Origin of the sequence: Lysinibacillus sp. NPDC098008, from assembly GCF_044760715.1 — a bacterium.
Classification (GTDB): Bacteria; Bacillota; Bacilli; order Bacillales_A; family Planococcaceae; genus Lysinibacillus.
In genome coordinates this window covers 1-24,882 of sequence record NZ_JBIWBA010000026.1, presented here as the reverse complement: position 1 = coordinate 24,882, position 24,882 = coordinate 1, and the positions used below count along the sequence as shown (strand labels likewise).

The window sequence follows — 24,882 nt, the reverse complement described above, 5'->3', positions numbered from 1 at the left end:
ACTATTTTTATTTTATTTAAGATAGTTATAAATAATTATTTTTGCTATTGAGGAAATGCGTTTGATTGTTTATAATTATCAGAAATATCTAATATTTGAAAAACTTTCAGGGGGAATTTAATTATGAAAGAGAGCAAAAAGCTTAAGAAGTTCGGTTCACTTTTAGTAGCATCATCATTGCTTGCTGGAGTTCTGGCAGGTTGCGGTAGCGGCGACGATTCAGGTTCTGGCGGAGGCTCATCTTCATCAGGAGGTGGCGGTTCATCTGACGGCGACACAATTAAAATCGGTGCAAACTTAGAGCTTTCAGGAAATGTAGCTTCCTACGGTTCCTCTATCGGACTAGGTGCAGAATTAGCTGTAAAAGAAATTAATGATAATGGCGGTATTGATGGTAAGAAAATTGAACTAATTAAAGTAGATAATAAATCTGAAAACTCGGAGGCAACTGCAGCGGCTATTAAGTTAATTACACAAGATAAGGTAGTAGCTATGCTAGCACCTGCCACTTCAGGTAATACAGTAGCAACTGTTCAAATTGCCAATGACAATAAGATTCCAATTGTTACTGGCTCTGGTACAGCGCCAAATATTACAGTAAATGAGGATGGCAGTGTTAACGAATATGCATTCCGTACATGCTTTATCGATCCTTTCCAAGGGATTGTAGCTGCTAACTTTGCTTCAAATGAGCTAGGGGCGAAAAATGTAGCTATTTTTGCTGATAATGCATCTGATTATGCAAAAGGCTTAGCAAAATCATTTAAAGAAACAATTACGGCAAATGGTGGGGAAGTTGTCGCTGAAGAAGCATATGTAGCGAAGGATGCAGACTTCCGTACACAGTTAACAAGTATTAAAGGAGCAAATCCAGACTTTATTTTTATCCCTGGTTATTATGAAGAGGTTGGTTTAATTGTTAAGCAAGCACGCGAAATGGGCATTGATGTACCTTTAATGGGTGCTGATGGTTGGGATTCACCAACTTTGGTAGAATTAGCTGGTGCAGAGGCATTGAATAACACATATATTACAAACCACTACTCTGCTGAAGACCCAGAGCCAAAAATTCAAGATTTCGTAAAGGCATTTAAAGAAGCAAATAGCGACAAAGCACCAGATGCATTTAATGCACTTGGTTATGACTCTATTTACTACATTGCAGATGCAATTAAGCGTGCAGGCTCTACAGATGGAGAAGCAATTAAAGATGCATTAGCTGACACAAAAGATCTTTCTTTAGTAACAGGTACTTTCTCAGTTGACAAAGATCATAACCCAATTAAAACAGCAACAGTTCTTGAATTTAAAGACGGTAAACAAGTGTTCAACTCTAAAGTTAATCCTTAATGTTTTGTAAGTAAGGGGGAGGCGGGTAAACACGCCTTCCTTTTTTATGCTGTAGATTACTAGAATTATAGTGAGAAGCATAAATTTTTATAGATGTATGCACTTATTTTTTCAATTTTCAGAAAATTAAAAGGAGTGAACGCATATGGAATGGATACAGCAGCTTGTGAATGGTATTTCACTAGGTAGTATCTACGCGTTAATCGCGTTAGGGTATACAATGGTATACGGAATTATTAAGCTGATTAACTTTGCTCATGGTGATGTTTTCATGATTGGTTCATTTATCGGCTTCTATGCAATTGCTAGATGGGAGCTTGGCTTCTTTCCTGCATTGTTATTGGCGATGACAATCTGTGCGATTATGGGTGTTTTAATTGAACGTATTGCCTATAAACGTTTACGGAATGCCACGCGTATTGCTGCATTAATTACAGCAATTGGTGTATCGTTGTTAATTGAATATACAACAATTTTCTTCAGAGGCGCGCAACCAGCAGCCTATCCTGAAGTATTTAAAAATAAATCATTGGATATTTTTGGTGTACAAGTTAGTAGTACATCCATTTTAATTTTATCAGTCGCAGTTGTATTGATGATTCTTTTACAATTCATCGTACATAAAACAAAAATTGGAAAAGCGATGCGTGCCGTTTCTCACGATGCGGATGCAGCGCGTTTAATGGGGATTAATGTAGATAATACAATCTCTGCAACATTTGCCATTGGTTCAGCATTAGCTGGTGCAGCAGGTGTTATCTTTGGTATTTATTATACAAAGATTGATCCATTAATGGGGGTTATTCCAGGGGTGAAGGCATTTATTGCAGCCGTTCTTGGTGGTATTGGTATTATTCCTGGTGCGATGGTTGGCGGTATGCTACTTGGTGTTGTGGAATCATTAGTAAGTGCGCTTGGCTTCTCATTATGGCGGGATGCAGCGGCATTTGTTATTTTAATTTTAATCCTAATCTTCAGACCATCGGGTATCTTTGGTAAAAACGCCCGTGAGAAAGTGTAGGTGAGCGGTTTTATGAAAAAGTCTAAAGTTTTCTGGGGCTATGCCGTAATAGCGTTAGTCATCTATGCAGTTGTACAGCTATTAATTACAACAGGAGTAATTGATATCTATTATAAAAATATGCTGATTACAATGTGTATTAATATTATGCTGGCTGTCAGCTTGCATATTGTTATTGGCGTAACAGGGCAATTTTCGATTGGGCATGCTGGGTTCTTAGCGGTTGGGGCATATATATCCGCTATTATTACAACGAAGCTAATGCTGCCATTCCCACTAGCAATCCTATTAGGAGCAGTTGCAGCTGCAATTGCAGGGTTAATTGTAGGGATTCCGACATTACGTTTAAAAGGGGATTATTTAGCGATTGCGACACTAGGGTTTGCAGAGATTATTCGTATTATCTTTTTAAATACGGATTATGTCGGTGGTGCAGCAGGGATGCAGGTTAAGTATTTATCGAACTGGACATATGCATTCGTTGGTGTTGTATTAACAATTCTAGTGATCTCAAACTTTACAAATTCCCGTCACGGTCGTGCATGTATTTCTATTCGTGAGGATGAAGTTGCAGCGGATGCGATGGGTATTAATACAACTTACTATAAGGTTGTGGCATTTGTTATTGGCTCATTCTTTGCGGGGCTAGCTGGTGCAATATTTGCACATAACTTTTATATTATCCAACCAACGACATTCGGCTTCTTAAAGTCATTTGATATTTTAATTTATGTTGTACTTGGTGGTTTAGGAAGTCTTTCAGGATCAGTGATTGCAGCTATTTTCTTAACGGTTGTATCAGCATATCTAGCAAACTTCCCTGAAACACGTATGATTATTTATAGTTTAGTATTAATTATTGTGATGCTTTATCGTCCAACAGGATTAATGGGCACAAAGGAAATTACGGATTTATTTAAGTTTGGTAAAAAAGGAGGTACAAAATAATGACTGACAACCTTCTTATAAAAGTTGAAAATATGGGTATTCAATTTGGCGGCTTAAAGGCGGTACAGGGCGTTAATATGTACCTCAATAAAGGAGAACTCGTTGGGCTTATCGGTCCGAACGGTGCTGGAAAAACAACAAGCTTTAATATGTTAACGGGTGTTTATACACCAACAGAAGGTACAATTACATTTGATGGCTTGAAATTAAATGGGCTTGCACCTTATCAAGTAACGCAAAAAGGGATTAGCCGTACATTCCAAAATATTCGTCTATTTAAAGAGCTATCTGTATTAGATAATGTAAAGGTAGCCAATCACTCGCTTGCGAAGCATACGATGTGGTCTTCGATTTTCCGTTTGCCAGCACATTTTAAAGGTGAGGCAGAAATGGAAAACCAATCGATTGAATTTTTAAAAATCTTTGGCTTGGATGTCTATAAGGATGAGCTAGCAAAAAACTTACCATATGGGATGCAGCGTCGCTTAGAAATTGCTCGTGCACTTGCAGCGAAGCCAAAGCTGCTGCTATTGGATGAGCCAGCAGCGGGGATGAATCCGCAGGAAACACATGATTTAATGGAGTTAATTGCTTTTATTCGTAAAGAATTTGGCTTAACGATTTTACTAATTGAGCATGATATGAGCTTAGTTATGGGGATTTGTGAACGCATCTATGTACTCGATCACGGGCAATTAATCGCTGACGGGACACCAGAAGAAATTCGCAACAATCCAAAGGTAATTGAGGCATACCTTGGTGAGGAGGTTATCGGCTAATGCTAAAAGTACAAAATATAGATGTTTATTATGGCAATATTCAAGCATTAAAGGGCCTCTCTTTAGAAGTAAACGAGGGTGAAATTGTTACGTTAATCGGTGCGAATGGTGCTGGTAAAAGTACATTGCTCAAGACATTGTCAGGCTTGTTGAAGCCAAAGGGTGGCATTATTGAATACGAAGGCTTCTCAATTGCAGGAAAGGCAGCTCAAACAATTGTGAAGTCAGGTATTTCTCATGTTCCAGAAGGTCGTCGTGTTTTTGCCAATATGACGGTAGAGGAAAACTTAGAGCTTGGCGCTTATTTGCGTAATGATAAAGCAGGAATAAAAAAGGATATGGATCATGTTTTTGAGCTATTTCCTCGCCTATTAGAACGTCGCAAGCAGCAATCAGGTACATTATCAGGCGGTGAGCAGCAAATGCTTGCAATGGGGCGTGCATTAATGGCAAAGCCGAAGCTATTATTAATGGATGAGCCTTCAATGGGTCTTGCACCGCTAATGGTTAAAAATATTTTCAATATTATTGAACAGGTCAATAAAGAGGGTACAACTGTCTTGCTTGTTGAGCAAAATGCTAATATGGCGTTATCTGTTGCTAACCGAGCGTATGTACTGGAAACAGGGAAAATTGTTTTATCAGGTACAGCGCAAGAGCTACAAGAGAGTGAACAAGTAAAAGCAGCTTATTTAGGTGGCTTGTAATATGAGAAAAGGGCATTTCAATACTTTTGAGATGTCCTTTTTGTCTTGCCTATAGATAGCCTAGTGGCGTAAAGTAACGAACAGGAGGGATGCTTTTTGAAGTATTCAGCACAATATTTTATTGAACAATTAAACCTAACTGAACATCCTGAAGGTGGCTATTATAAATCCTCTTTTCGTGCCTCAGATGAGATAGCTATAAGAGCTGTGCAAAGACCTATCTATACAAGTATTTATTTCTTGCTACGCTCACAGGATATATCGCATTTACATCGGCTACAATCAGATGAGCTATGGTATTATCATGCAGGTAGTCCACTTACAGTCCATATGATTTTCCCTGATGGCACATATGAGGCAAAAAAGCTGGGCTTGAATATAGAGGCAGGGGAAGTACCACAAATAGCTGTGCCTAAAAATACAATTTTTGGCTCATCTGTCGACGAAGCACAGACATTTAGCTTAGTTGGATGCATGGTTGCCCCAGGCTTTGATTTTGAGGATTTTGAATTGTTTACACAGGAGGAGCTATTGGCAGCTTATCCGCAGCATCAGGAAGTCATTTATAAAATGGCTTATAAAACAATTAAATAGGTGAACCACAATAAAAATCCATCAGCATTTTGATGGATTTCTATTATGATAGCTTGTTACCATAATATTTCTTCTGGGTATCTAAGTTGAATTTGTATATTGTGTAATGGTTGTTTTGTGGTAATAGCTGCGTCCATTAGCTGTGCCTTTAATGCTGCATATTCATGGTCCTCGATCATTAAACGCACTGCAAATGCAGCTAAATGAGCTTTACGCTCCTCCTTGCTTAATTGGAGATATTCTAGATTTAGCACATCGACATATTGTGTGGCATAACGAAAAGTTAATGGATGTTTAGTGTGAAGCATTTTTAAAAATACTTCATAGTCTTCATCATTAATTTCTTGCTCTAGACAATCCGCAATAGCTGCTTGAAATTTACGAATAGTAGCGATGTCATAATCCCACATAGATGAATTATTTAACTGCTGATGCAGATGAATAAAATCATTTAAGGCAATTGCACTAAAGATAATTTCAGGCCATAGTATTTCTGCTGCAAAATAGGCATTTTTATTTGGGAAGATTAACTCATGCTGTGTCAGAACATTTTTATTCAGTCCATTATTCACAAACTCTAAATGATGCTCACCAAGTACAGCATGTCTTAGCTTATAGCAAACACTTAAAATACGTAGCCGAGGACCTTGATAATCATAGTATTTATTTTCATCCCCAGTTACCTTATAAATAGCATTTACTAGTTCATCTAAGTCCCAAAAATCGCCACTAATTCGTACTCCTGTTAGTTGTGCAGTGCTGCGAATAGCAATCATAGTCCTCGCACCTCCCCTTTAATAGCTTATTTCGGTGTGTAGTTGAGTAGTTTAAATAATTCTGCTCGTTCTTTATCTGTTAAATCACGCCATTGCCCAACCTTTAAATTACCAAGCTTAATATTCATAATACGAATTCGCTGTAGGCGCTTCACAGAGTAGCCTAGTGCTGAACACATTCGGCGTATTTGACGATTTAAGCCTTGCTCCAGAATAATTTTAAAGACTTTGTCTGATATTTTTTCAACATGACAAGGTAATGTTGTTGTATCTAAAATATTGACACCTGCACTCATTTTTTTAATAAAGTGCTCTGTTATCGATTTATCAACTTGCACAATGTATTCTTTTTCATGATGGTTTTCAGCACGTAAAATTTTATTAACGATATCCCCATCATTGGTTAATAATAATAATCCCTCAGATTCTTTATCAAGCCTTCCAATATGGAAAATACGTAATGGATGATTGACAAAGTCAACGACATTTCCTTTAATATGACGCTCTGTTGTACTGGTAATGCCGACAGGCTTATTAAGGGCAATATAAACAAGCTGTTGTTCTTTCTTTACCTCTTTTCCATCAACACAAACAATATCACCAGCCTCAACTTGACTGCCGACTGTAGCAAGCTCTCCATTAATCGTTACTTTCCCCTCAGCAATCCATTTATCCGCACCACGGCGAGATATAATGCCTGTTTCACTTAAATATTTATTAATACGCATATTGTTCTCCTATATTTTATATTAATTTAAGTATACCTTAACGTTATGGAGAACGTGAATGCTAGAAGCTTTTCTAATGAAAATAAATTAGATGGAATTTTTTTCGGAAAAGTTGAAATTATTTTTTGTTTCTGACAATATAATAGGTGAGAGGGTTTCTATAAAAATATTGTTATTTCGATATAAAATAATGTTTTTTGTAGATGATTCTCATTAAATTGTGTAAAGGGGAGAAGTAAAATGGTTTATGCATTTCCAAACACTGAAGGATCGGTAGTTCAATTCAAAGAGAAGTATGACAATTATATTGGTGGCGAATGGACACCCCCAGTGAAAGGTCAATACTTTGATAATGTTACTCCTGTTACCGGACAAGTTTTTACACAAATAGCACGTTCCACAGCTGAGGATATTGAACTCGCAGTTGATGCAGCTCATGCAGCTAAAGAGGCATGGGGAACAACGTCACCGACAGAGCGTGCAAACATTTTACTTAAAATTGCAGACCGTATTGAGCAAAATTTAGAAAAGCTAGCCGTTGCCGAAACATGGGATAATGGTAAAGCAGTACGTGAAACATTAAATGCAGATATTCCTCTTGCGATTGATCATTTCCGTTATTTTGCTGGTGCTTTACGTGCCCAAGATGGTTCAATAAGCCAAATTGATAACGATACAGTTGCCTATCATTTCCATGAGCCAATTGGAGTAGTAGGTCAAATTATTCCATGGAACTTCCCAATTTTAATGGCTACGTGGAAGCTTGCACCAGCGCTTGCGGCTGGAAATTGTGTTGTATTAAAACCAGCAGAACAAACACCAGCATCGATTTTGGTGCTGTTAGAGTTAATAGAAGATTTATTACCACCGGGTGTCTTAAACGTTGTCAATGGATTTGGCTTAGAGGCTGGGAAGCCGCTTGCATCTAATCCACGTATTGGCAAGATTGCCTTTACAGGTGAAACGACAACAGGTCGCTTAATTATGCAATATGCTTCTCAAAACCTTATTCCTGTAACATTAGAATTAGGTGGTAAATCCCCAAATATCTTCTTTGAGGATATTATGGATGAAGATGATTCCTTCTTAGATAAAGCAGTAGAAGGCTTTGTATTATTTGCGCTAAACCAAGGGGAAGTATGTACATGTCCTTCTCGTGCCCTAATTCAGGAGTCCATTTACGATAAATTTATGGAGCGTGTTTTACAGCGTGTAGAGGCTATTAAAGTTGGTAACCCACTTGATCCAAATACAATGATGGGTGCACAGGCTTCAAGCGAGCAAATGGAAAAAATTCTTTCATATTTAGATATCGGTAAGCAGGAAGGTGCTGAATGTCTAATTGGAGGGGAGAAAAATAATGTAGGCGAAGGCTTTGAAAATGGCTACTACATTAAACCAACTGTCTTCAAGGGGCATAATAAAATGCGTATTTTCCAAGAGGAAATTTTCGGACCAGTTGTTGCAGTAACAACGTTTAAAACGAAAGAGGAAGCATTAGAAATCGCTAATGATACATTATATGGTTTAGGCTCAGGTATTTGGACAAGAGATATGAATACAGCCTACCGCTTTGGTCGTGGTATTGAAGCAGGGCGTGTTTGGACAAACTGTTACCACGCTTATCCTGCACATGCTGCATTTGGCGGTTATAAAATGTCTGGTGTCGGCCGTGAAAACCATAAAATGATGCTAGCTCATTACCAACAAACGAAAAACCTACTTGTTAGCTATAGCGAAAACAAACTTGGCTTCTTCTAATTGATAGGGAGGTGCATAGGTGTGGTTGAACGAGTATTAGCTACAGCAGAAGCACTGGCACTAATCGATTCATTAAAAGAAAAGCATGGTCCTATTATATTTCATCAATCTGGAGGCTGCTGTGATGGCTCATCACCAATGTGTTATCCAGAGGGTGAATTACTATTAGGCGATCAGGATGTATGCCTTGGGGAAATAGGCGGTACGCCCTTCTATATGCATAAAAATCAATATGATTACTGGAAGCATACCCAAATTATTTTAGATGTTGTTGATGGCAGGGGTGGAATGTTTTCATTAGAGGGTGTAGAAGGGAAACGCTTTTTAACAAGATCGAGGGCATTTTCATCAGAGGAGCTACAAGAGCTAGGGTTAATTGAATAAAATATGGGACAGCGGCAGCAAGATATGCCGCTGTTTTTTATTGTATGTACATCTTTAGCTTTTAGAGAAGAGGCTATGTAATGCGATGGTCTTCGGCGAGTTGCGTAAAGATAAAAATAACTGAAAGCGCTCATTTAAAGTCACTGTAAATAATAACTTTTTAGTGGTTTTTGCGATCAACGTAAACATCTCCCTTTTATCCTGTATGAACAGGTTGTAAGACCTTCACTGATTGAAGGTTCACTTTATGCTGTTGATATTCCTTATTAAACCAAATAAATCAGGTAACATATATTAAATTAAGTTTACTTTTTATGTTAATTGTTACAAGAAAGTGAATCTTTCTAGCGTTATGTAACGTAAATTGAGAAAAGGAGTGACCAATAATGGATTACGTGATGATTGAAAATCAATTGACAAATACAGTTGAGAATATATCAAAAGCTGCTGGTTGGACAGTTGATCGCAAGATTATTTTAGCCATTGCTAGTACATTTCTAGCTTCAGGAAAAACATTTGATGCAGATAAGTATAAAGCAGTATTGCAGGAAATGAAGAAGCAGAGCTCATGGATGTCCCCTTTACGAACAACGGTTGGCTATAGCATCGCTGCAAATTTAATGGAGCAGGAGGATGCAGAAAAGGCAGTTAAGGATTTATTAACAAATGTAAATATTTTAAAAGAGGCAAAATTCAGAAGTGGCAATTTTAGCTTTATTGGTGCACAGTTTTTAACGGAGAACGAATATGAGAAAAAGACGCATGCTCAAAAGGCTAGAGCTTTATTTGATGCAATTCGTAAGCATCATCCATTTTTAACATCTTATGAGGACATTCCTTATGCGATTTTATTGAGCAGTCCATCTGACGATATTGAGCTACGCGCAGATACAATGAATCGTTACTATAAAGAATTACGAACATATAGATTTACAACTGGTAATGACCTGCAATGGCTTTCACAAGTTTTAACGCTGCTATCTCCGCAATATGATCATCAGCTAGTAGCAAGCGTTGTAGCGATCCGTGATACATTCAAAAAACAACAGACAAAAGTAAAGACTATGCATTACCCTCTACTTGGATTTTTAGCAATACTTGATCTTAATCAAACACAGCTTCAGGATATTATTGACTTGTACCATGAATTAAAGAGTTTAAAATTATTAAAATGGCATCGTGAGTTCGTGCTCTTTATGGCTGTGCAAATTGCTATTTACGATATAGCAAATGTACAACAATCGTTGTCGATGACAATGATGGCCTCCATAGAATTATTAATTCAGGCACAGCAAGCAGCGATGATGGCAGCAGTTAGTGCAGCCGCCATAGCATCTAATTCTAGTTCTTCATGATAAAATAAAGAAGAACTTGATTATTTGGAGGTGCATGGAAAGATGAAGGAAACAAAACTATGGATAGATGGTCAATGGCAGGCTACGGAGGATAGCTATAAGCTAATATCTCCATATAGTGGAGATGTTGTTGCCCACGTAGCAAAGGCATCCATTCAAGATGTGGAGAGAGCTATCGAAGGTGCACAACGGACATTTCAAACATTTAAAAAGACAACAGCCTATGAGCGTGCCGAAATATTATATAGAGTAGTCGACATTATGCGACAACGCAAAGAGGAGTTTGCAGAGATTTTAGCATTAGAGGCAGGGAAACCTTTAACGGCAGGATTAGCTGAAGTTGAACGTACCATTGCAACATATCAATTTGCGGCAGAAGGTGCTAAGCAAGCGAAAGGTGAAACTGTACCAATGGATGCAGCACCGGGAGCAGGAGATTATATTGGCTGGACAAAGCGAGAGCCATTAGGTGTTATTTCAGCTATTACGCCATTTAATTTTCCATTTAATTTAGTAGCGCATAAATTAGGTCCAGCATTTGCAGTAGGGAATACAGTTGTGTTAAAGCCAGCGACACAAACGCCATTAAGTGCCCTGACAATGGCAGAGATTTTTAAAGAGGCAGGCTTACCAGATGGTGCGTTACAAATAGTGACAGGCAGTGGTGGTGAATTAAGTGATATGCTTATTACACATCCATATGTTAAAAAGGTAACATTTACAGGTAGCGGTAAGGTTGGCTTAGGTATAAAAGAAAAAGTAGGCTTGCGGAAGGTAACATTAGAGCTTGGCTCCAACGCAGCAGTAATTGTTGAACCATCGACACCAATCGATAAAGTTATTAAACGCTGTGTAGGTGGGGCATTTAACTTTGCCGGACAAGTATGTATTTCATTACAGCGCATTTATGTACACGCCTCGATTATTGATGAATTTACAAAAGCGTTTGTAGAAGAAACTAAAAAGCTTGTCGTAGGTGATCCATTCGATAAAAATACGGATGTTAGTGCCATGATCCATCCAAACGAGATTGAACGAATAAAGGAATGGATTGAGGAGGCTCAAGCACAAGGTGCTGTTATGGCAACAGGTGGTGTCTTTACGGAGCGTACTTTAACGCCAACTGTTATGACAAATGTAAAGGCGGATATGAAAATTATTTGTCAGGAAACATTCGCACCAATCGTGTCAATTGTTTCATATGAAACATTAGACGACGCTATTCGACTTGTTAATAACTCAGACCTTGGCTTAAATGCAGGAATTTACACGAATATACTATCAGACGCTCTATACGCGGCAGAGGAGCTACAGGCAGGTGCTGTCATTATTAATGATATTCCAACCTTTAGGGTAGACAATATGCCGTACGGCGGTGTAAAGATGAGTGGTTATGGACGCGAAGGTATTAAATGGGCGATTGAGGAAATGACAGATATGAAATTTGTTACGATAAAAAAGTCGTTCTAAATTTGCATCAGCACTTTTTCTGCGATACGATGACGACAGAACATACATGAAGGGGAGTTACTAGAACTATGACAAACAACGCTGTACCCATGAGCCAATCACGTACGGTTCAATCACGTCTCGTATTACCTCCAGATACAAATTACCACAACTCCATTTTTGGTGGAAGAGTGTTAGCCTATATTGATGAAATTGCTGCTATTACAGCAATGAAGCATGCAAAAGGACAGGTAGTAACAGCTTCAATTGATTCAGTTGACTTTTTATCCGCAGCACATGTAGGAGATATTCTTGAAATAGAAAGTATTGTATCTTCTACTGGACGTTCTTCCATGGAGGTTTATGTGCGCGTTATTTCTCGCAATATAGAAACGGGAGAAGAAAAGCTAACAACAGAATCATTTGTAACGATGGTGGCAGTAGACGAAAAAGGAAAACCAACACCAGTGCCTGCTATTTATCCTGAAACAGATGAGGAGAAGCGCTTATTTGAAACAGGGCCAGCAAGACGCGAGCACCGTAAACAAAAGCGTGCTTTGCCTCATTAAATAGAAAGGGAACTTCACTGACAATAGTGATGTTCCCCTTTTTTTGCTAGATATTTAGTTCATTGACTACATTAATCAGTGAATCAGATGATGAAGAAACAAGTGTAGCCCCTTGTGATAGCTCAGTAATTAAATTAGAAATCGTTGAAATATCCCTCGATGTATTCATATATTGCTGTTGAATACCTGCGACAGCGTCAGCAATATCATTAAACGATTTCGATAAATTTCCTTGGGTAGCAACACTATGTTGAATTTTTTCATCAACATTTAGCACAGAATTCGACATTGTTGTAATATTGCTTTCAGTTTCTTTAATAAGATGCGAAACATTTTGTACGGCATTTTTTGTTTCTTCTGCAAGCTTGCGAACTTCCTCTGCTACAACTGCGAAGCCTTTGCCATGTTCTCCTGCACGAGCCGCTTCAATAGATGCGTTTAAGGCTAATAGATTTGTTTGATCGGCAATGCCTGTGACAAGCCCAACAATTTCAGAAATCTTTTGAGAGGATGTACGCAGCTGGGTCATTGTCACGTCAAGGCTATTAACGCTTTGTAAAATAACTTGTATTAAATTATTTTGTTCTTGCAACTGTTGTTGCCCACGTCTTGACTTTTCCTGTGTATCTGCAACGAAGTTTAAGCCCTGCTTTGTTGCCACTGCAATATCATCTGTTTGAGAGGAAATCACTAATAATGAGGCTGCTGTTTCCTCACTAATCGAGTTCAACTCCTCAGCCGTACTTTGAATAGTTGTGACAAGGGCATGCTTCATTTCATCTGCCGCTTTGCGAATACGCTCTTCTTCTTTTTCATATGCCTCGATAACAAGCTGCTGCTCTAAATTAATAATTTTACTAAAAGCATTAATAGCACGGATTGCATCATGCTTTGAAATATCAAGGTCATTCACAAAATTTGCAAATGTGGTAGTGAGTGATTGGAAGGATGCAATATACCATTTTGATTGCAAGCCAATTCGAACGTGAGCCTCGGCAATAGCTTTTCGTTCATGAATGTAAGCGCTGTTAATATGGCTTTCAAAAATATCACTTAAATGCTTATGAAGTGTAATTTTTAAACGATCAATATGGGATGTTCGATTAATAATATCAAGTAAATCTTGACTTAAACTAATCGCTGCGTAAAATTGCTCCACCATTGTTGGAATCAAGTCTTTTGCTAATGGCTGTAATTGCTTAATAATCGCTAAATCCTCAATTGTTAAATTTAAAAGCTGTAATTGTTTTTGAAGAATTGGATGGTTGGAAACCTCCAATTGTACAGTCCCCTTAAAATTTTCAGGCGTTAAAACAACTGAGTAGCTTGGACTACTATTTTTTGTAAACCAACTCATTATTGATTGCTCCATTCTTAATATCTATAATAATTAAACATCAAATATACTTTTGTCATTTATCAACATATGGTATTAAATCTATTTTACTATTTTTTGTTGGATATTTGGTTATAAATTTGGTTTATTTCTTTATTTTTTTACTTGCCTATTTGTTTATATTGCCAGCAAAGGAAATTTGAATTTAGTATGGGAAACCTGTAAAATACGAACTGTTTATGGTAGTAGAACGGTATATAAAAAAGATTGGAGGAGGTATTTTATGGAGAAAAAGCGTTTTAAATTTGTTATTCCAGTGATGGTTATTGTAGCAATCGGCTCTGTTTATATGCTGCGTAACTATTATGCTGAAGTACCAGACGTTGAGCAATTATTAATTACGATTTGCGCAACATTAGGGTCAGGAGTGCTAGCATACTTTTTATTCCCACAGCAGGGTGAAAATAAAATTGATGACCGTGGTCCATACTAGTGTATTATGAGTCTGCTCGTTAAAACAAAAACGAGCAGACTTTTTAATTTTTAAGGTTTAAATAATTTAAACCAGCCTTTTAGCTTAAAGACAATGAGCATTAAGATTGCGGTAATAATCATAATACCAAGTACAATAAAGTAGCTATATCGCCCATGTAGCTCAGGCATATTATCAAAATTCATGCCATAAACGCCAGCAATAAATGTTAAAGGGATAAAGATTGTTGAAACAATGGTTAGTGTCATCATAATGCCGTTCATGCGACTTGAGCTCATAGCCATATAACTATCACGCATATCCGCAGTCAGCTCTCGATTAGATTCCACCATCTCTGTTAGTTTAAGTAGATGATCGTAGATATCTCCAAAATAAGCTCTCTCAGATTTATCTAGTGAAAATCGATAAGAATTCAATACCCGATATAAAAGGTCACGCATTGGTAAAATAGTACGTCTTAAATCGAGCAAGTCACTGCGGAATTCAAAGACAATCTTCATGGCATTTACATTGCTTTGATATGTAAGCTCGTCTTCAAGTGCATTTAAGTGATCCTCAATTTTATAAACAAGTGGGAAATAACTATCAACGATTTTATCGATTGTTTGATATGTTAAGTAAATTGTTCCACGTTCCCAGTTTTTTGACTGTTGTTCCATCATCTTTTGCACCTTATCGATTTCAGGAGCAGGATTTTTATGGAATGTCACAATGAATTTATTGGAAGTGAAAATATTGACCTCCTCAGCAGCTAATGTTTCTTCATTGAGTCGATGAATAACAAAAAAATGAAAGTCGTCATAAAAGTCAAGCTTTGGACGCTGTAACCGCAGTAAGCAATCTTCAATAGCGAGTGGATGGAAATGAAAGAATGTTTCTAATAATGATTCTTCCTCAATGGTAGGGCAATTAAAATCAACCCAATACCATTCAAACTCTTGTTGTCGGATGACCTCCAGCGGGAAGTCTTTAAGTAATTGTTGTTGTTTTGTAATTCCAATGGTGCGTATCACAGCATTCACCTCAAGTTTTTAACTATGAAATTTTAATGTTCCTCTTTAAAGCATACCCAACCACCAAATAAAGTAGTGGCAAAAAATCTAGAAGGTTTTGTAAAGCCTGCTTGCTGAAGCAATGTTACAATCTCTTCCTCCCTCATAAATGATAGAGCACGGATGGATTTTTCCATCTCTGCTACATCTTTGGCAGATAGCTTTGTATGCTGTAACCAATAGGCACGCCATAAATCAAATTGTAGCTCTGTTTCTACTGTACCTTGTTGTCCATACTTTGAAACAAGAACAAATGGTGCGCCAGGCTTTAAATAATGTGCTATTGCTGTTAATGTAGTTAGCTTTTCTTTATAGTCCTGAATAAAGTGAAGGACGAGTACACAGCTAGCTGCATCATACTGCATGGAAGGTAATGTGGTGTTGAGTATTGTACCTTGATGGAATGATATTGCATTTGATAAAGATTTCAAACGTTCCTTTGCCACATGAAGCATAGATTCAGATGGATCAATGCCAACAAAGGACCAATGAGGTCTTTGTTCAGCAAGCTGTAAAATTTCGTTGCCGCTTCCTGCTCCTACAATTAATAGCTCAGCTTTTTCAGGTAATGCAGAGTAGTAAAAGGTTTGTATTAAACGAAGCATTGCATCATAGCTTGGGAGTGTACGTCGAATCCCTTTTTCATATTCATTTGCTAATGTGCTGTTAAATTCCATTTTCTATCACTACCTCTCAAAAAAATTTTAAAATTCTTATTTAATATGAAACTATTAAGGGTATAGTTCCGTAGATAGTAGTACATAAAAACATAAATAAAGCATCAAGAAAGGATTGATATATAGTATGGAGAGTAAATGGTCTAAAGTCATCATACACGCAAGTGCATTTTTTGCGCCATGGTTAGTACCGATTATCTTTTTCCTAATTAGCTCAGATGAGGAAGTAAAGGCTATTTCCATTCAGGCATTGTTGTTCCAAATTGTGATGGCTGTGTTACTAACCATTGCTGGTGTATTAAGCTTTGTCTTAATAGGCTTACCGTTTTTAATTATTTTCGGTATTATGGTATTTATTGTACCAATTATCGGTATTGTAAAAGCCTTGTCTGATGAGCCTTGGCGTTATCCAATTGTAGGTCGTTGGGTATAATTTTTATAAGCGCAAGTATATGCTAGTTGCATATGCTTGCGTTTTTTTGATAGCCAAAAAGGGTACATTATATGTACGAATAATTGATCAAGCATATGTAATAGTAGCTAAAATTCTGCATTGTAAAGCGCTTGAGCAGCTTTTTTTATTTTCTATAGGCGAATTAATTGCAATTATTTTCAAGCGTTTTGTATAATATACTCAAAGAAAGTCAAAGATAGTCAAAGTCAGTGAAGTAAGCGAGGTGTATTCCTAAAATGCGTAATATATCAGACATCATAGAAGGTTACTTAAAGCAGGTACTTGAATTAGGTGGAGAAGGGCATATTGAAATAAAGCGTAGTGAAATTGCTGATAAATTTCAATGTGTACCGTCACAAATAAATTATGTTATTAACACAAGATTTACTGCTGAGCGGGGTTACCTTGTTGAGAGCAAACGTGGTGGTGGTGGATACATTCGAATTTTACGTGTCCGTGCGAATTCACATATTGATTTGATTGACGATGTTCTTAAGCAAATTGAGGATGGAGCATCGCAAACGATGGCAGAAGATTTAATTTATCGGCTTATTGATGAGCAGGTAATTTCAAAACGAGAAGCGAAATTAATGTTAGCAGCAATTGATCGCTCAACAATTGATTTACATCTTCCGTTAAGAGATAGCATTCGGGCTAAAATCTTACGAGCGATGCTGACAACAATAAAATACGAACAACAAAAATAGTGAGGTGATGGAAATGATATGCGAACATTGTCAACAACGTAATGCAACAGTTACTGTAACACAAGTTCAAAATGGGCAAAAGGTGGAGCACCATTATTGTGACGTCTGCGCCTCACAATTCCATCCATTTCATGCAGAATTTAAACAAGAGCCTATCTCCATTCAACAGCTATTGTCTAACTGGTTTGGCTCACCGACATGGCAGAAGGTGGGGGAAAAGCAGCAGACGCCACCACCACAGCAAACTTGCCCACAATGTGGCTTTACCTATAAGCAATTTTTAAAAGAAGGTAAATTTGGCTGCCCAAGCTGTTATGACGCCTTTAACGAGCATTTACCGAAGCTTTTTAATCGTATACAGGCAGGCCCACAACATATTGGGAAAATGCCCGGCGCACATAGCAATGTATATGTTATTAAAAAGCAAATTGAAGATATTCGAAAACGGATGAAATTAGCCGTAGATGAGGAGCAATTTGAAGAGGCAGCAAAGCTTCGAGATGAAGTGAAGGAGCTTGAGAAGCAACTACAATTTGAAGGTGGTGATGTGTCATGATGATTGAATCGTTTTTAGAGCGTGCGACCCCAACGTGGATGCGTGTTGAGGACGATTATTCAGATATTGTCATTAGCACACGAATTCGCCTTGCTCGAAATTTAGATGGTTATCGCTTCCCACTTGTTTTCTCTGAGAACGAGGCATTACAGGTGGAGCAAGCAGTTACACATGCTATAAGCGATAGCTCAAATCTTCAACATGATTATGCATATTTTGCAATAAAAGATTTAACACCATTGCAACGTCAAATTCTTGTCGAGAAGCATTTAATTAGTCCACAGCTTGCTAAAAAGGAGAAGGTGGGCTCCATTCTTCTCTCTGAAGATGAATCCGTTAGCATTATGGTGAATGAAGAGGACCATTTACGCATCCAGTGTATGACAGCAAGTTTTCAGCTTCAACGTGCCTATGAACAGGCAAATAAAATTGATCGTATTTTAGAAAAATCTTTACCATATGCATTTCGAGATACCTTTGGTTATTTAACAAGCTGTCCAACCAATATTGGTACGGGGCTTCGAGCATCCGTGATGATGCATCTACCTGCGCTTACACTAACTGGGCAGATGAATCAAATTATTAATGCCATGACACGTCTAGGTATGACGGTAAGAGGCATATATGGTGAAGGAAGCGAAAATTTAGGAAATGTTTATCAAGTGTCTAACCAAATTACACTTGGCAAGACAGAAGAGGATATTTTAGCAGATATACAAAGTGTTGCTGAAAAAATTATACAAAAAGAACGGCATGCAAGAGGTAAGTTGATGGAAAAGGCAAACCTTGCCTTAGAGGATCGAGTTTATCGAGCTTTAGGAACACTTACACATGCAAGGATTTTAACAAGTGAGGAGGCAGCAACTTGTCTATCCAATGTCCGTTTAGGTGTAGATTTACAGTTGATTAAAGGGATTTCAGCAACAGCTTTAAATGAATGTGTTGTAAGTATGCAACCAGCATTTTTACAACATTATGCAGGTGAGGCACTACCACCTGCTGAACGCGACCGTGTACGAGCGAAAATGCTGCGAGAAGCACTGTTAGCTCAACAATATACGAATAAGCCTATGAATGGTGGAAAAGGAGAGGATTTATATGATGTTTAATCGTTTTACACAACGCGCGCAAAAAGTATTACAGCTTGCTCAGGAAGAGGCTATTCGTTGGAAGCACGAATCCATTGGGACAGAGCATATTTTATTGGGGCTTATACGTGAAGGCGGCGGTATTGCTGCAAAAGCGTTGGAAGCTATTGATATTAGTCCTCAAAGAATTGAAGCGGGAATTGAAGAATTAGTTGGCAAAGGTAAAGAGGATGTTGGACCGATTGTTCACTATACACCACGCGCTAAAAAGGTTATTGAACTTTCAGTTGATGAATCACGTAAATTAGGTCATTCCTATATTGGGACAGAGCATTTATTATTAGCGCTTATACGTGAAGGCGAGGGTGTAGCAGCTCGTGTCTTAAATAATGCAGGTGTAGGCTTAAATAAAGCACGTCAGCAAGTATTATTGTTATTAGGCAATAATGATAATGCACAATCTGGACAGCAAGCGACGCAAGCAGCAAATACACCAACATTAGATAGCTTGGCACGTGATTTAACGCAAATTGCACGCGAAGGCTCTTTAGACCCTGTTATTGGCCGAAGCAAGGAAATTACACGCGTAATTGAAGTGCTATCACGCCGTACAAAAAATAACCCTGTATTAATTGGTGAGCCAGGTGTTGGTAAAACAGCTATTGCTGAAGGGCTGGCACAGCAAATTATTAATAATGAAGTGCCAGAAACTTTACGAGATAAACGTGTGATGACATTGGATATGGGGACAGTTGTTGCAGGTACAAAATATCGTGGTGAATTTGAAGACCGCTTGAAAAAAGTGATGGATGAAATTCGCCAGGCTGGCAATATTATTTTATTTATCGATGAATTGCATACATTAATTGGTGCAGGTGGTGCAGAAGGTGCAATAGATGCATCGAATATTTTAAAGCCGTCATTAGCTCGTGGTGAACTGCAATGTATCGGTGCAACAACATTAGATGAATACCGTAAATATATCGAAAAGGATGCCGCATTAGAGCGTCGTTTCCAACCAATCCAAGTGGATGAACCGTCTGTAGAAGAGGCGATTCAAATTATTCAAGGCTTACGTGATCGCTATGAGGCACATCACCGTGTGAAAATTACGGATGAAGCAATTGAAGCGGCAGCTAAAATGAGTGATCGTTATATTTCAGACCGCTTCTTACCAGATAAAGCGATTGACTTAATTGATGAGGCTGGTTCTAAAGTACGCCTACGTTCTTTTGCAGTACCACCAAATTTAAAAGCGCTTGAAGATAAGCTTGAAAATGTTCGTTCTGAAAAGAATGCAGCTGTATCGGGTCAAGAATTTGAAAAGGCGGCAGCGTTAAGAGATACAGAGCAAAAGCTAAAAGATGAAATTGAAGCAACGCGAAAAAATTGGAAAGAAGAGCAGGGCAAAGCTGAATCACAAGTAACTGTAGATGATGTAGCGGCAGTTGTATCGATGTGGACAGGAATCCCAGTGTCGAAAATTGCCTCTGAGGAATCTTCGAAATTATTAAATCTTGAAGAAGAGTTACACAAACGTGTTGTGGGGCAAGGAGAAGCAGTAGAAGCTATTTCTCGTGCGATTCGCCGTGCAAGAGCGGGCTTAAAAGACCCTAAACGTCCAATTGGCTCATTCATCTTCTTAGGACCAACAGGGGTTGGTAAAACAGAGCTAGCAAGAGCGCTTGCTGAAGTGATGTTTGGTGATGAGGATGCAATGATTCGCGTCGATATGTCTGAATATATGGAGAAGCATTCGACTTCACGCTTAGTTGGTTCACCTCCAGGCTATGTAGGCTTTGATGATGGCGGTCAGCTAACAGAAAAAGTTCGTCGTAAACCATATTCTGTTGTATTGCTAGATGAAATTGAAAAGGCACATCCTGATGTTTTCAATATTCTATTGCAAGTGCTTGAGGATGGACGCTTAACAGATTCAAAGGGACGTACAGTTGATTTCCGTAATACAGTGGTAATTATGACTTCAAACGTTGGTGCAGATGCATTGAAATATCAAAAGAGCCTTGGCTTCAATGTAGGCGGCACAGATACGAAGCATAAAGATATGAAGGGGACAATGCTGGAAGAGCTGAAAAAGGCATTCCGTCCAGAATTCTTAAACCGTATCGATGAGATGATTGTTTTCCACTCATTAGAAAAAGAGCATTTAAAAGAAATTATTGCAATGATGGGCAATGCATTAACAAAACGCTTGAAAGAGCAGGATATTTCGTTAGAGCTAACAGATGCAGCGCTTGAAAAAATTGCTGAGGAAGGCTATGACCCTCAATACGGTGCTCGTCCACTACGTCGTGCATTACAAAAACAAGTAGAAGACCGATTATCGGAAGAATTACTGAAAGGTAATGTAGAAAAAGGAGATCATGTTGTTATTGACTATGTGAATAACGAGTTTATTGTTAAGAAAAAAGAAGAGGTTTCTACTTCTAAATAAATTTTCTAAGACAGTGAGGCTTTAAGTGCCAAGCTGTCTTTTTTTCTGTACAATAACTATATAAGAACAAATATTCGAGGTGAACGTAACTTGGCAAAGAAAAAAACAAAATTTGTTTGTTCAGGCTGTGGCTATGAATCTGCTAAATGGATGGGCAGATGTCCAGGCTGTGGAGAATGGAATAAGATGGTGGAAGAAGTTGAGGTTGTTGCAAAAGGGCCACGTGGGGCATTTCAGCATTCCGCTACAGTTACTCAAAAGGCAGTGCCTATTATTCAGGTTGAAGCTACTGAAGAGTCGCGTGTAGCAACGGAGATGGGGGAACTAAATCGTGTCTTAGGTGGAGGAATTGTAGCTGGCTCACTAGTATTAATTGGCGGTGACCCTGGGATTGGGAAGTCTACATTATTACTGCAAGTTTCTGCATTGCTCTCCAATAGGGAGCATCGTGTGCTTTATATTTCTGGAGAGGAATCGATTCGTCAAACAAAATTACGAGCAGAACGTTTAGGAGTAGTTTCTCAAGAGCTTTATATCTATTCTGAAACGAATCTTGAATTTTTACATCAAACGATTGATGAGGTGCAGCCGAAATTTGTTATTGTCGATTCCATACAGACGGTCTTTCATCCAGAGGTGACAAGTGCACCAGGGAGTGTGTCGCAGGTGCGTGAATGTACAGCAGAGCTTATGCGCATAGCCAAAACAAAGGGCATTGCTATCTTTTTAGTGGGACATGTGACAAAGGAGGGGCAAATTGCAGGGCCGCGAATCTTGGAGCATATGGTGGATACAGTGCTGTATTTTGAAGGGGAAAGGCATCATAATCATCGTATTTTACGAAGTCAAAAAAACCGCTTTGGCTCGACCAATGAAATTGCTATATTTGAAATGCTGCAAGGTGGTTTAAAGGAAGTGCTCAACCCTTCTGAGCTATTTTTGCAGGAGCGTTCACAAGGCGCAGCGGGCTCTACGATTGTTGCCTCAATGGAAGGAACGCGACCAATCCTTGTTGAAATTCAATCTCTAGTAACACCTACAAGCTTTAACTATCCTAAGCGTATGGCAACAGGGGTAGACCAGAATCGAGTGCAGCTATTGATGGCAGTGCTTGAAAAGCGTATGGGGCTCATGCTACAAGCCCAAGATGCATATATTAAAGTTGCTGGCGGTGTGAAATTAGATGAGCCTGCTATTGATTTAGCTGTATTAACAAGCATTGTATCTAGCTTTAAGGATCAAGCAGTAAGAGCAACAGATTGTTTTATTGGTGAGGTAGGTTTGACAGGGGAGGTGCGCCGTGTTTCGCGTATTGAACAGCGTGTTATTGAAGCGGCGAAGCTTGGCTTTAAACGAGCCTTTATTCCAGCATCTAATATCGGTGGGTGGGATTTTCCACAGGGCATTGAAATTGTAGGCGTCGAAACGATAAAGGATGCTTTAAATATGTGCTTTAGGGAGCTATAAAGAAATTATGCATGTTGGATATTATTCTAACATGTATTTTCTTTCATTTTTGACCATAAAATCGGAAACTCCAGTAAAGAAATAAGCGTCCTAGAAAATAGTATTGTGAATCTACCTGAAATAGGGCTTGGCAAATTGCATAAAGGTATTTTAATTGTTTAAAAATAATGATAATTTGCTTAGCTTATAAAGGATTTTCTACAACAAACTATGTATAATCTTAAATAACAATAGGAGGTGACAGCTTATGAAAAAATTTGTGCAAATTGCCTTTTTACTGATTGGAGGAGCATTAGGCCTTGTTTTCTTACCGCCATTATACGAATTGCTTCATTTATCATCTAATCCTTGGCTAGATAATCCTTATGTATCAGTAGCATTAGGGGCACTTTTGTTATTTACATTATCATTTGCCTTTTCTGATTATTTCGTGAAGCTCATTGGCTGGATGGAAGAGGTACTATTTAAAGTGCCAATTGGAGATTTATTATTTGGGACACTAGGTTTAATCATTGGATTAATTGTAGCTTATTTTTTAGGCTTTGCTATAGACAGTATACAAATTCCTTTTATTACAGAAATAATACCGCTTATTTTATCATTTGTATTAGGGTATTTAGGCTTCCGCATAGGTTTTAGAAAAAGAGATGAATTGATACAGCTTTTTACATTACGTGGCGCTAATACAAAGAAAAAGGCTATTGAAGAGGCTGAAGTGCCAGAAGTGAAAGGCAGCTATAAACTGCTAGATACAAGCGTTATTATCGATGGTCGCATTGCAGATATTTCGGAAACAGGCTTTATTGAGGGTATTTTAGTTGTGCCTCAGTTTGTATTAACAGAGCTACAGCATATTGCGGATTCGTCTGATACATTAAAGCGCACAAGAGGTCGTCGTGGCTTAGATATTTTAAAAAAATTACAGGATGAACGTAAGACAAAGGTTGAAATTACAGATGAAGATTTTGAGGATGTACAAGAGGTAGATTTAAAGCTAGTACGACTGGCGAAAAAAATGGGCAATGATACACAAATCGTTACAAATGATTTTAACCTTAATAAAGTGTGCGAATTACATCATGTGAAGGTATTAAATATTAATGATTTAGCAAATGCTGTAAAGCCTGTAGTTATTCCTGGTGAGGATATGCAGGTTGTCGTTATTAAAGATGGAAAAGAGCACAATCAAGGCGTTGCTTATTTAGATGATGGAACGATGATTGTTGTGGAGGGTGGACGTAGCTATATTGGACAGGCAATTACAGTAACAGTAACAAGTGTGCTGCAAACATCAGCAGGTCGAATGATATTTGCGAAGCCAAAGGACGATTAGGATGTGAAGGTATGCAATATGAAGTAGTCTTACCTGCAGCTGGCAGCGGCAAGCGTATGGGAGCAGGACAAAATAAATTATTTTTAAAGCTTTTAGAGAAGCCAATTCTTATACACACGCTAGAGGTGTTTCAGCAGGACCCTTGTTGCACAGGTATTTGGTTAGCTGTGAAACCAGAGGAGCGTGCATATATTCAAGCAATGCTACAGCAATATAGTATTACAAAGGTTAAAGGCTTACCTGATGGAGGTGCGGAGCGACAGCATTCCGTGCATTCCTGTATGAAGGAGATGGAGCAGGTTGATATTGTGCTTGTCCATGATGCAGCACGCCCTTTTATTACACATAATATTATTGCCAATCTTGTTCAAAGCGCACACATATATGGTGCAGCTATCGCAGGTGTGCGAGCAAAGGATACAATGAAAAAGGTTCGAGATGGTGTGATTGAGGAAACTGTGGATCGTGATAGTTTATGGATGATTCAAACACCACAAGCTTTCCAATACGATTTAATTGTTGAGGCAGAGGATGTTGCTGAAAAGGTTGGCTTCCTTGGTACAGACGAAGCAATGCTTGTTGAACGACTAGGATATGCAGTGCATATTGTGGAAAGTAGCTATGAAAATGTCAAAATGACAACGCAAGAGGATTTACTTTTTGGAGAGGCTATTTTGCGTAAGCGTGCTTTGGAAGTAAACAAATAATAGGTGAAGAAAATCTCATTAGCAACATTGGCTAATGAGATTCAGACTGTAGACAAAAGCCATCGAGAGGTTCACTCTCGATGGCTTTTGTCATTTTTCTTCCTATTTCTTTTATAGATTTGGTTATATACAACCA

25 protein-coding genes are annotated in these 24,882 nt (G+C 38.3%); 20 read left to right on the top strand and 5 right to left on the bottom strand.

The window, feature by feature from the left end:
* Positions 1-123 precede the first annotated feature (123 nt).
* The 6 genes from ACIQVU_RS17605 to ACIQVU_RS17580 all read left to right on the top strand — a co-directional run bounded on the left by ACIQVU_RS17605 (position 124) and on the right by ACIQVU_RS17580 (position 5,399).
* A complete protein-coding gene (locus tag ACIQVU_RS17605) occupies positions 124-1,350 on the top strand; it encodes an ABC transporter substrate-binding protein (RefSeq protein ID WP_340808366.1) in 1,227 nt (408 codons plus the stop codon).
* Between the two features lie 145 nt (positions 1,351-1,495).
* Positions 1,496-2,371, top strand: coding sequence for a branched-chain amino acid ABC transporter permease (locus tag ACIQVU_RS17600; RefSeq protein ID WP_340808364.1), 876 nt, complete (start codon positions 1,496-1,498; stop codon positions 2,369-2,371).
* 12 nt (positions 2,372-2,383) lie between these two features.
* Positions 2,384-3,319 (top strand): branched-chain amino acid ABC transporter permease, encoded by a 936-nt coding sequence (locus ACIQVU_RS17595; RefSeq protein WP_340808362.1) that lies wholly within the window; start codon positions 2,384-2,386, stop codon positions 3,317-3,319.
* Complete coding sequence (locus tag ACIQVU_RS17590) at positions 3,319-4,098, top strand: ABC transporter ATP-binding protein (protein WP_340808360.1); 780 nt, start codon at positions 3,319-3,321, stop codon at positions 4,096-4,098. Before ACIQVU_RS17595 ends, ACIQVU_RS17590 begins: the two co-directional genes overlap by 1 nt.
* Entirely contained in the window at positions 4,098-4,805 is a 708-nt protein-coding gene (locus tag ACIQVU_RS17585; RefSeq protein WP_053997189.1) for an ABC transporter ATP-binding protein, read from the top strand. Before ACIQVU_RS17590 ends, ACIQVU_RS17585 begins: the two co-directional genes overlap by 1 nt.
* Positions 4,806-4,901: 96 nt before the next feature.
* Positions 4,902-5,399 carry a cupin domain-containing protein gene (locus tag ACIQVU_RS17580; RefSeq protein WP_340808357.1) on the top strand — a complete coding sequence of 166 codons (498 nt, stop codon included), beginning with the start codon at positions 4,902-4,904 and terminating at the stop codon, positions 5,397-5,399.
* 56 nt (positions 5,400-5,455) lie between these two features.
* Here ACIQVU_RS17580 and ACIQVU_RS17575 read toward each other — a convergent pair whose 3' ends face one another.
* Positions 5,456-6,175, bottom strand: a complete 720-nt coding sequence (locus ACIQVU_RS17575; protein ID WP_340808355.1) for a DUF6904 family protein — start codon at positions 6,173-6,175, stop codon at positions 5,456-5,458.
* Positions 6,176-6,201: 26 nt separating this feature from the next.
* Complete coding sequence (gene rluF, locus ACIQVU_RS17570) at positions 6,202-6,903, bottom strand: 23S rRNA pseudouridine(2604) synthase RluF (RefSeq protein ID WP_340808353.1); 702 nt, start codon at positions 6,901-6,903, stop codon at positions 6,202-6,204.
* A 240-nt stretch (positions 6,904-7,143) separates the two neighbouring features.
* Here rluF and adh point away from each other — a divergent pair, with 240 nt between their 5' ends.
* From adh to ACIQVU_RS17545, 5 genes are all read left to right on the top strand, one after another.
* Positions 7,144-8,664, top strand: a complete 1,521-nt coding sequence (gene adh / locus ACIQVU_RS17565) for an aldehyde dehydrogenase (RefSeq protein WP_340808351.1) — start codon at positions 7,144-7,146, stop codon at positions 8,662-8,664.
* A gap of 21 nt (positions 8,665-8,685) precedes the next feature.
* A complete protein-coding gene (locus ACIQVU_RS17560; RefSeq protein WP_340808349.1) occupies positions 8,686-9,048 on the top strand; it encodes a DUF779 domain-containing protein in 363 nt (120 codons plus the stop codon).
* A gap of 386 nt (positions 9,049-9,434) precedes the next feature.
* Entirely contained in the window at positions 9,435-10,403 is a 969-nt protein-coding gene (locus tag ACIQVU_RS17555) for a DUF4003 family protein (RefSeq protein WP_340808347.1), read from the top strand.
* A 42-nt stretch (positions 10,404-10,445) separates the two neighbouring features.
* Positions 10,446-11,873: an aldehyde dehydrogenase family protein gene (locus ACIQVU_RS17550; RefSeq protein WP_402896507.1), complete on the top strand. Its 1,428-nt coding sequence runs from the start codon at positions 10,446-10,448 to the stop codon at positions 11,871-11,873.
* 68 nt (positions 11,874-11,941) lie between these two features.
* Positions 11,942-12,421 (top strand): acyl-CoA thioesterase, encoded by a 480-nt coding sequence (locus ACIQVU_RS17545; protein WP_340808342.1) that lies wholly within the window; start codon positions 11,942-11,944, stop codon positions 12,419-12,421.
* Positions 12,422-12,467: 46 nt separating this feature from the next.
* Here the strand turns inward: ACIQVU_RS17545 and ACIQVU_RS17540 are convergent, their stop codons facing one another.
* Complete coding sequence (locus ACIQVU_RS17540) at positions 12,468-13,778, bottom strand: protoglobin domain-containing protein (RefSeq protein ID WP_402896505.1); 1,311 nt, start codon at positions 13,776-13,778, stop codon at positions 12,468-12,470.
* Positions 13,779-14,040: 262 nt separating this feature from the next.
* Here ACIQVU_RS17540 and ACIQVU_RS17535 point away from each other — a divergent pair, with 262 nt between their 5' ends.
* Positions 14,041-14,250, top strand: a complete 210-nt coding sequence (locus tag ACIQVU_RS17535) for a hypothetical protein (protein ID WP_340808338.1) — start codon at positions 14,041-14,043, stop codon at positions 14,248-14,250.
* Between the two features lie 50 nt (positions 14,251-14,300).
* On the opposite strand, the gene corA is transcribed toward ACIQVU_RS17535, so the two are convergent.
* Together corA and ACIQVU_RS17525 are read right to left on the bottom strand one after the other, a co-directional pair.
* A complete protein-coding gene (corA, locus tag ACIQVU_RS17530; protein WP_340808650.1) occupies positions 14,301-15,263 on the bottom strand; it encodes a magnesium/cobalt transporter CorA in 963 nt (320 codons plus the stop codon).
* 32 nt (positions 15,264-15,295) lie between these two features.
* Positions 15,296-15,979, bottom strand: coding sequence for a class I SAM-dependent methyltransferase (locus ACIQVU_RS17525; protein ID WP_402896502.1), 684 nt, complete (start codon positions 15,977-15,979; stop codon positions 15,296-15,298).
* Positions 15,980-16,106: 127 nt separating this feature from the next.
* Between ACIQVU_RS17525 and ACIQVU_RS17520 the strand changes: the two genes are divergently transcribed.
* The 8 genes from ACIQVU_RS17520 (at position 16,107) to ispD (ending at position 24,746) form a co-directional block, all read left to right on the top strand.
* Positions 16,107-16,412, top strand: coding sequence for a magnetosome magnetite crystal formation protein family (locus tag ACIQVU_RS17520; RefSeq protein ID WP_340808332.1), 306 nt, complete (start codon positions 16,107-16,109; stop codon positions 16,410-16,412).
* A gap of 257 nt (positions 16,413-16,669) precedes the next feature.
* On the top strand, positions 16,670-17,140 hold the full coding sequence (locus tag ACIQVU_RS17515) for a CtsR family transcriptional regulator (RefSeq protein ID WP_340808331.1): 471 nt from the start codon (positions 16,670-16,672) through the stop codon (positions 17,138-17,140).
* A 13-nt stretch (positions 17,141-17,153) separates the two neighbouring features.
* Positions 17,154-17,696, top strand: coding sequence for a UvrB/UvrC motif-containing protein (locus ACIQVU_RS17510; protein WP_340808329.1), 543 nt, complete (start codon positions 17,154-17,156; stop codon positions 17,694-17,696).
* Positions 17,693-18,805, top strand: a complete 1,113-nt coding sequence (gene mcsB / locus ACIQVU_RS17505; RefSeq protein WP_340808327.1) for a protein-arginine kinase McsB — start codon at positions 17,693-17,695, stop codon at positions 18,803-18,805. Before ACIQVU_RS17510 ends, mcsB begins: the two co-directional genes overlap by 4 nt.
* A complete protein-coding gene (locus tag ACIQVU_RS17500; RefSeq protein ID WP_402896499.1) occupies positions 18,795-21,239 on the top strand; it encodes an ATP-dependent Clp protease ATP-binding subunit in 2,445 nt (814 codons plus the stop codon). Before mcsB ends, ACIQVU_RS17500 begins: the two co-directional genes overlap by 11 nt.
* Before the next feature lie 90 nt (positions 21,240-21,329).
* A complete protein-coding gene (gene radA / locus ACIQVU_RS17495) occupies positions 21,330-22,706 on the top strand; it encodes a DNA repair protein RadA (RefSeq protein ID WP_340808324.1) in 1,377 nt (458 codons plus the stop codon).
* A gap of 247 nt (positions 22,707-22,953) precedes the next feature.
* On the top strand, positions 22,954-24,039 hold the full coding sequence (locus tag ACIQVU_RS17490) for a PIN/TRAM domain-containing protein (RefSeq protein ID WP_340808322.1): 1,086 nt from the start codon (positions 22,954-22,956) through the stop codon (positions 24,037-24,039).
* A gap of 11 nt (positions 24,040-24,050) precedes the next feature.
* Positions 24,051-24,746: a 2-C-methyl-D-erythritol 4-phosphate cytidylyltransferase gene (ispD, locus tag ACIQVU_RS17485; RefSeq protein ID WP_340808320.1), complete on the top strand. Its 696-nt coding sequence runs from the start codon at positions 24,051-24,053 to the stop codon at positions 24,744-24,746.
* Positions 24,747-24,882 lie beyond the last annotated feature (136 nt).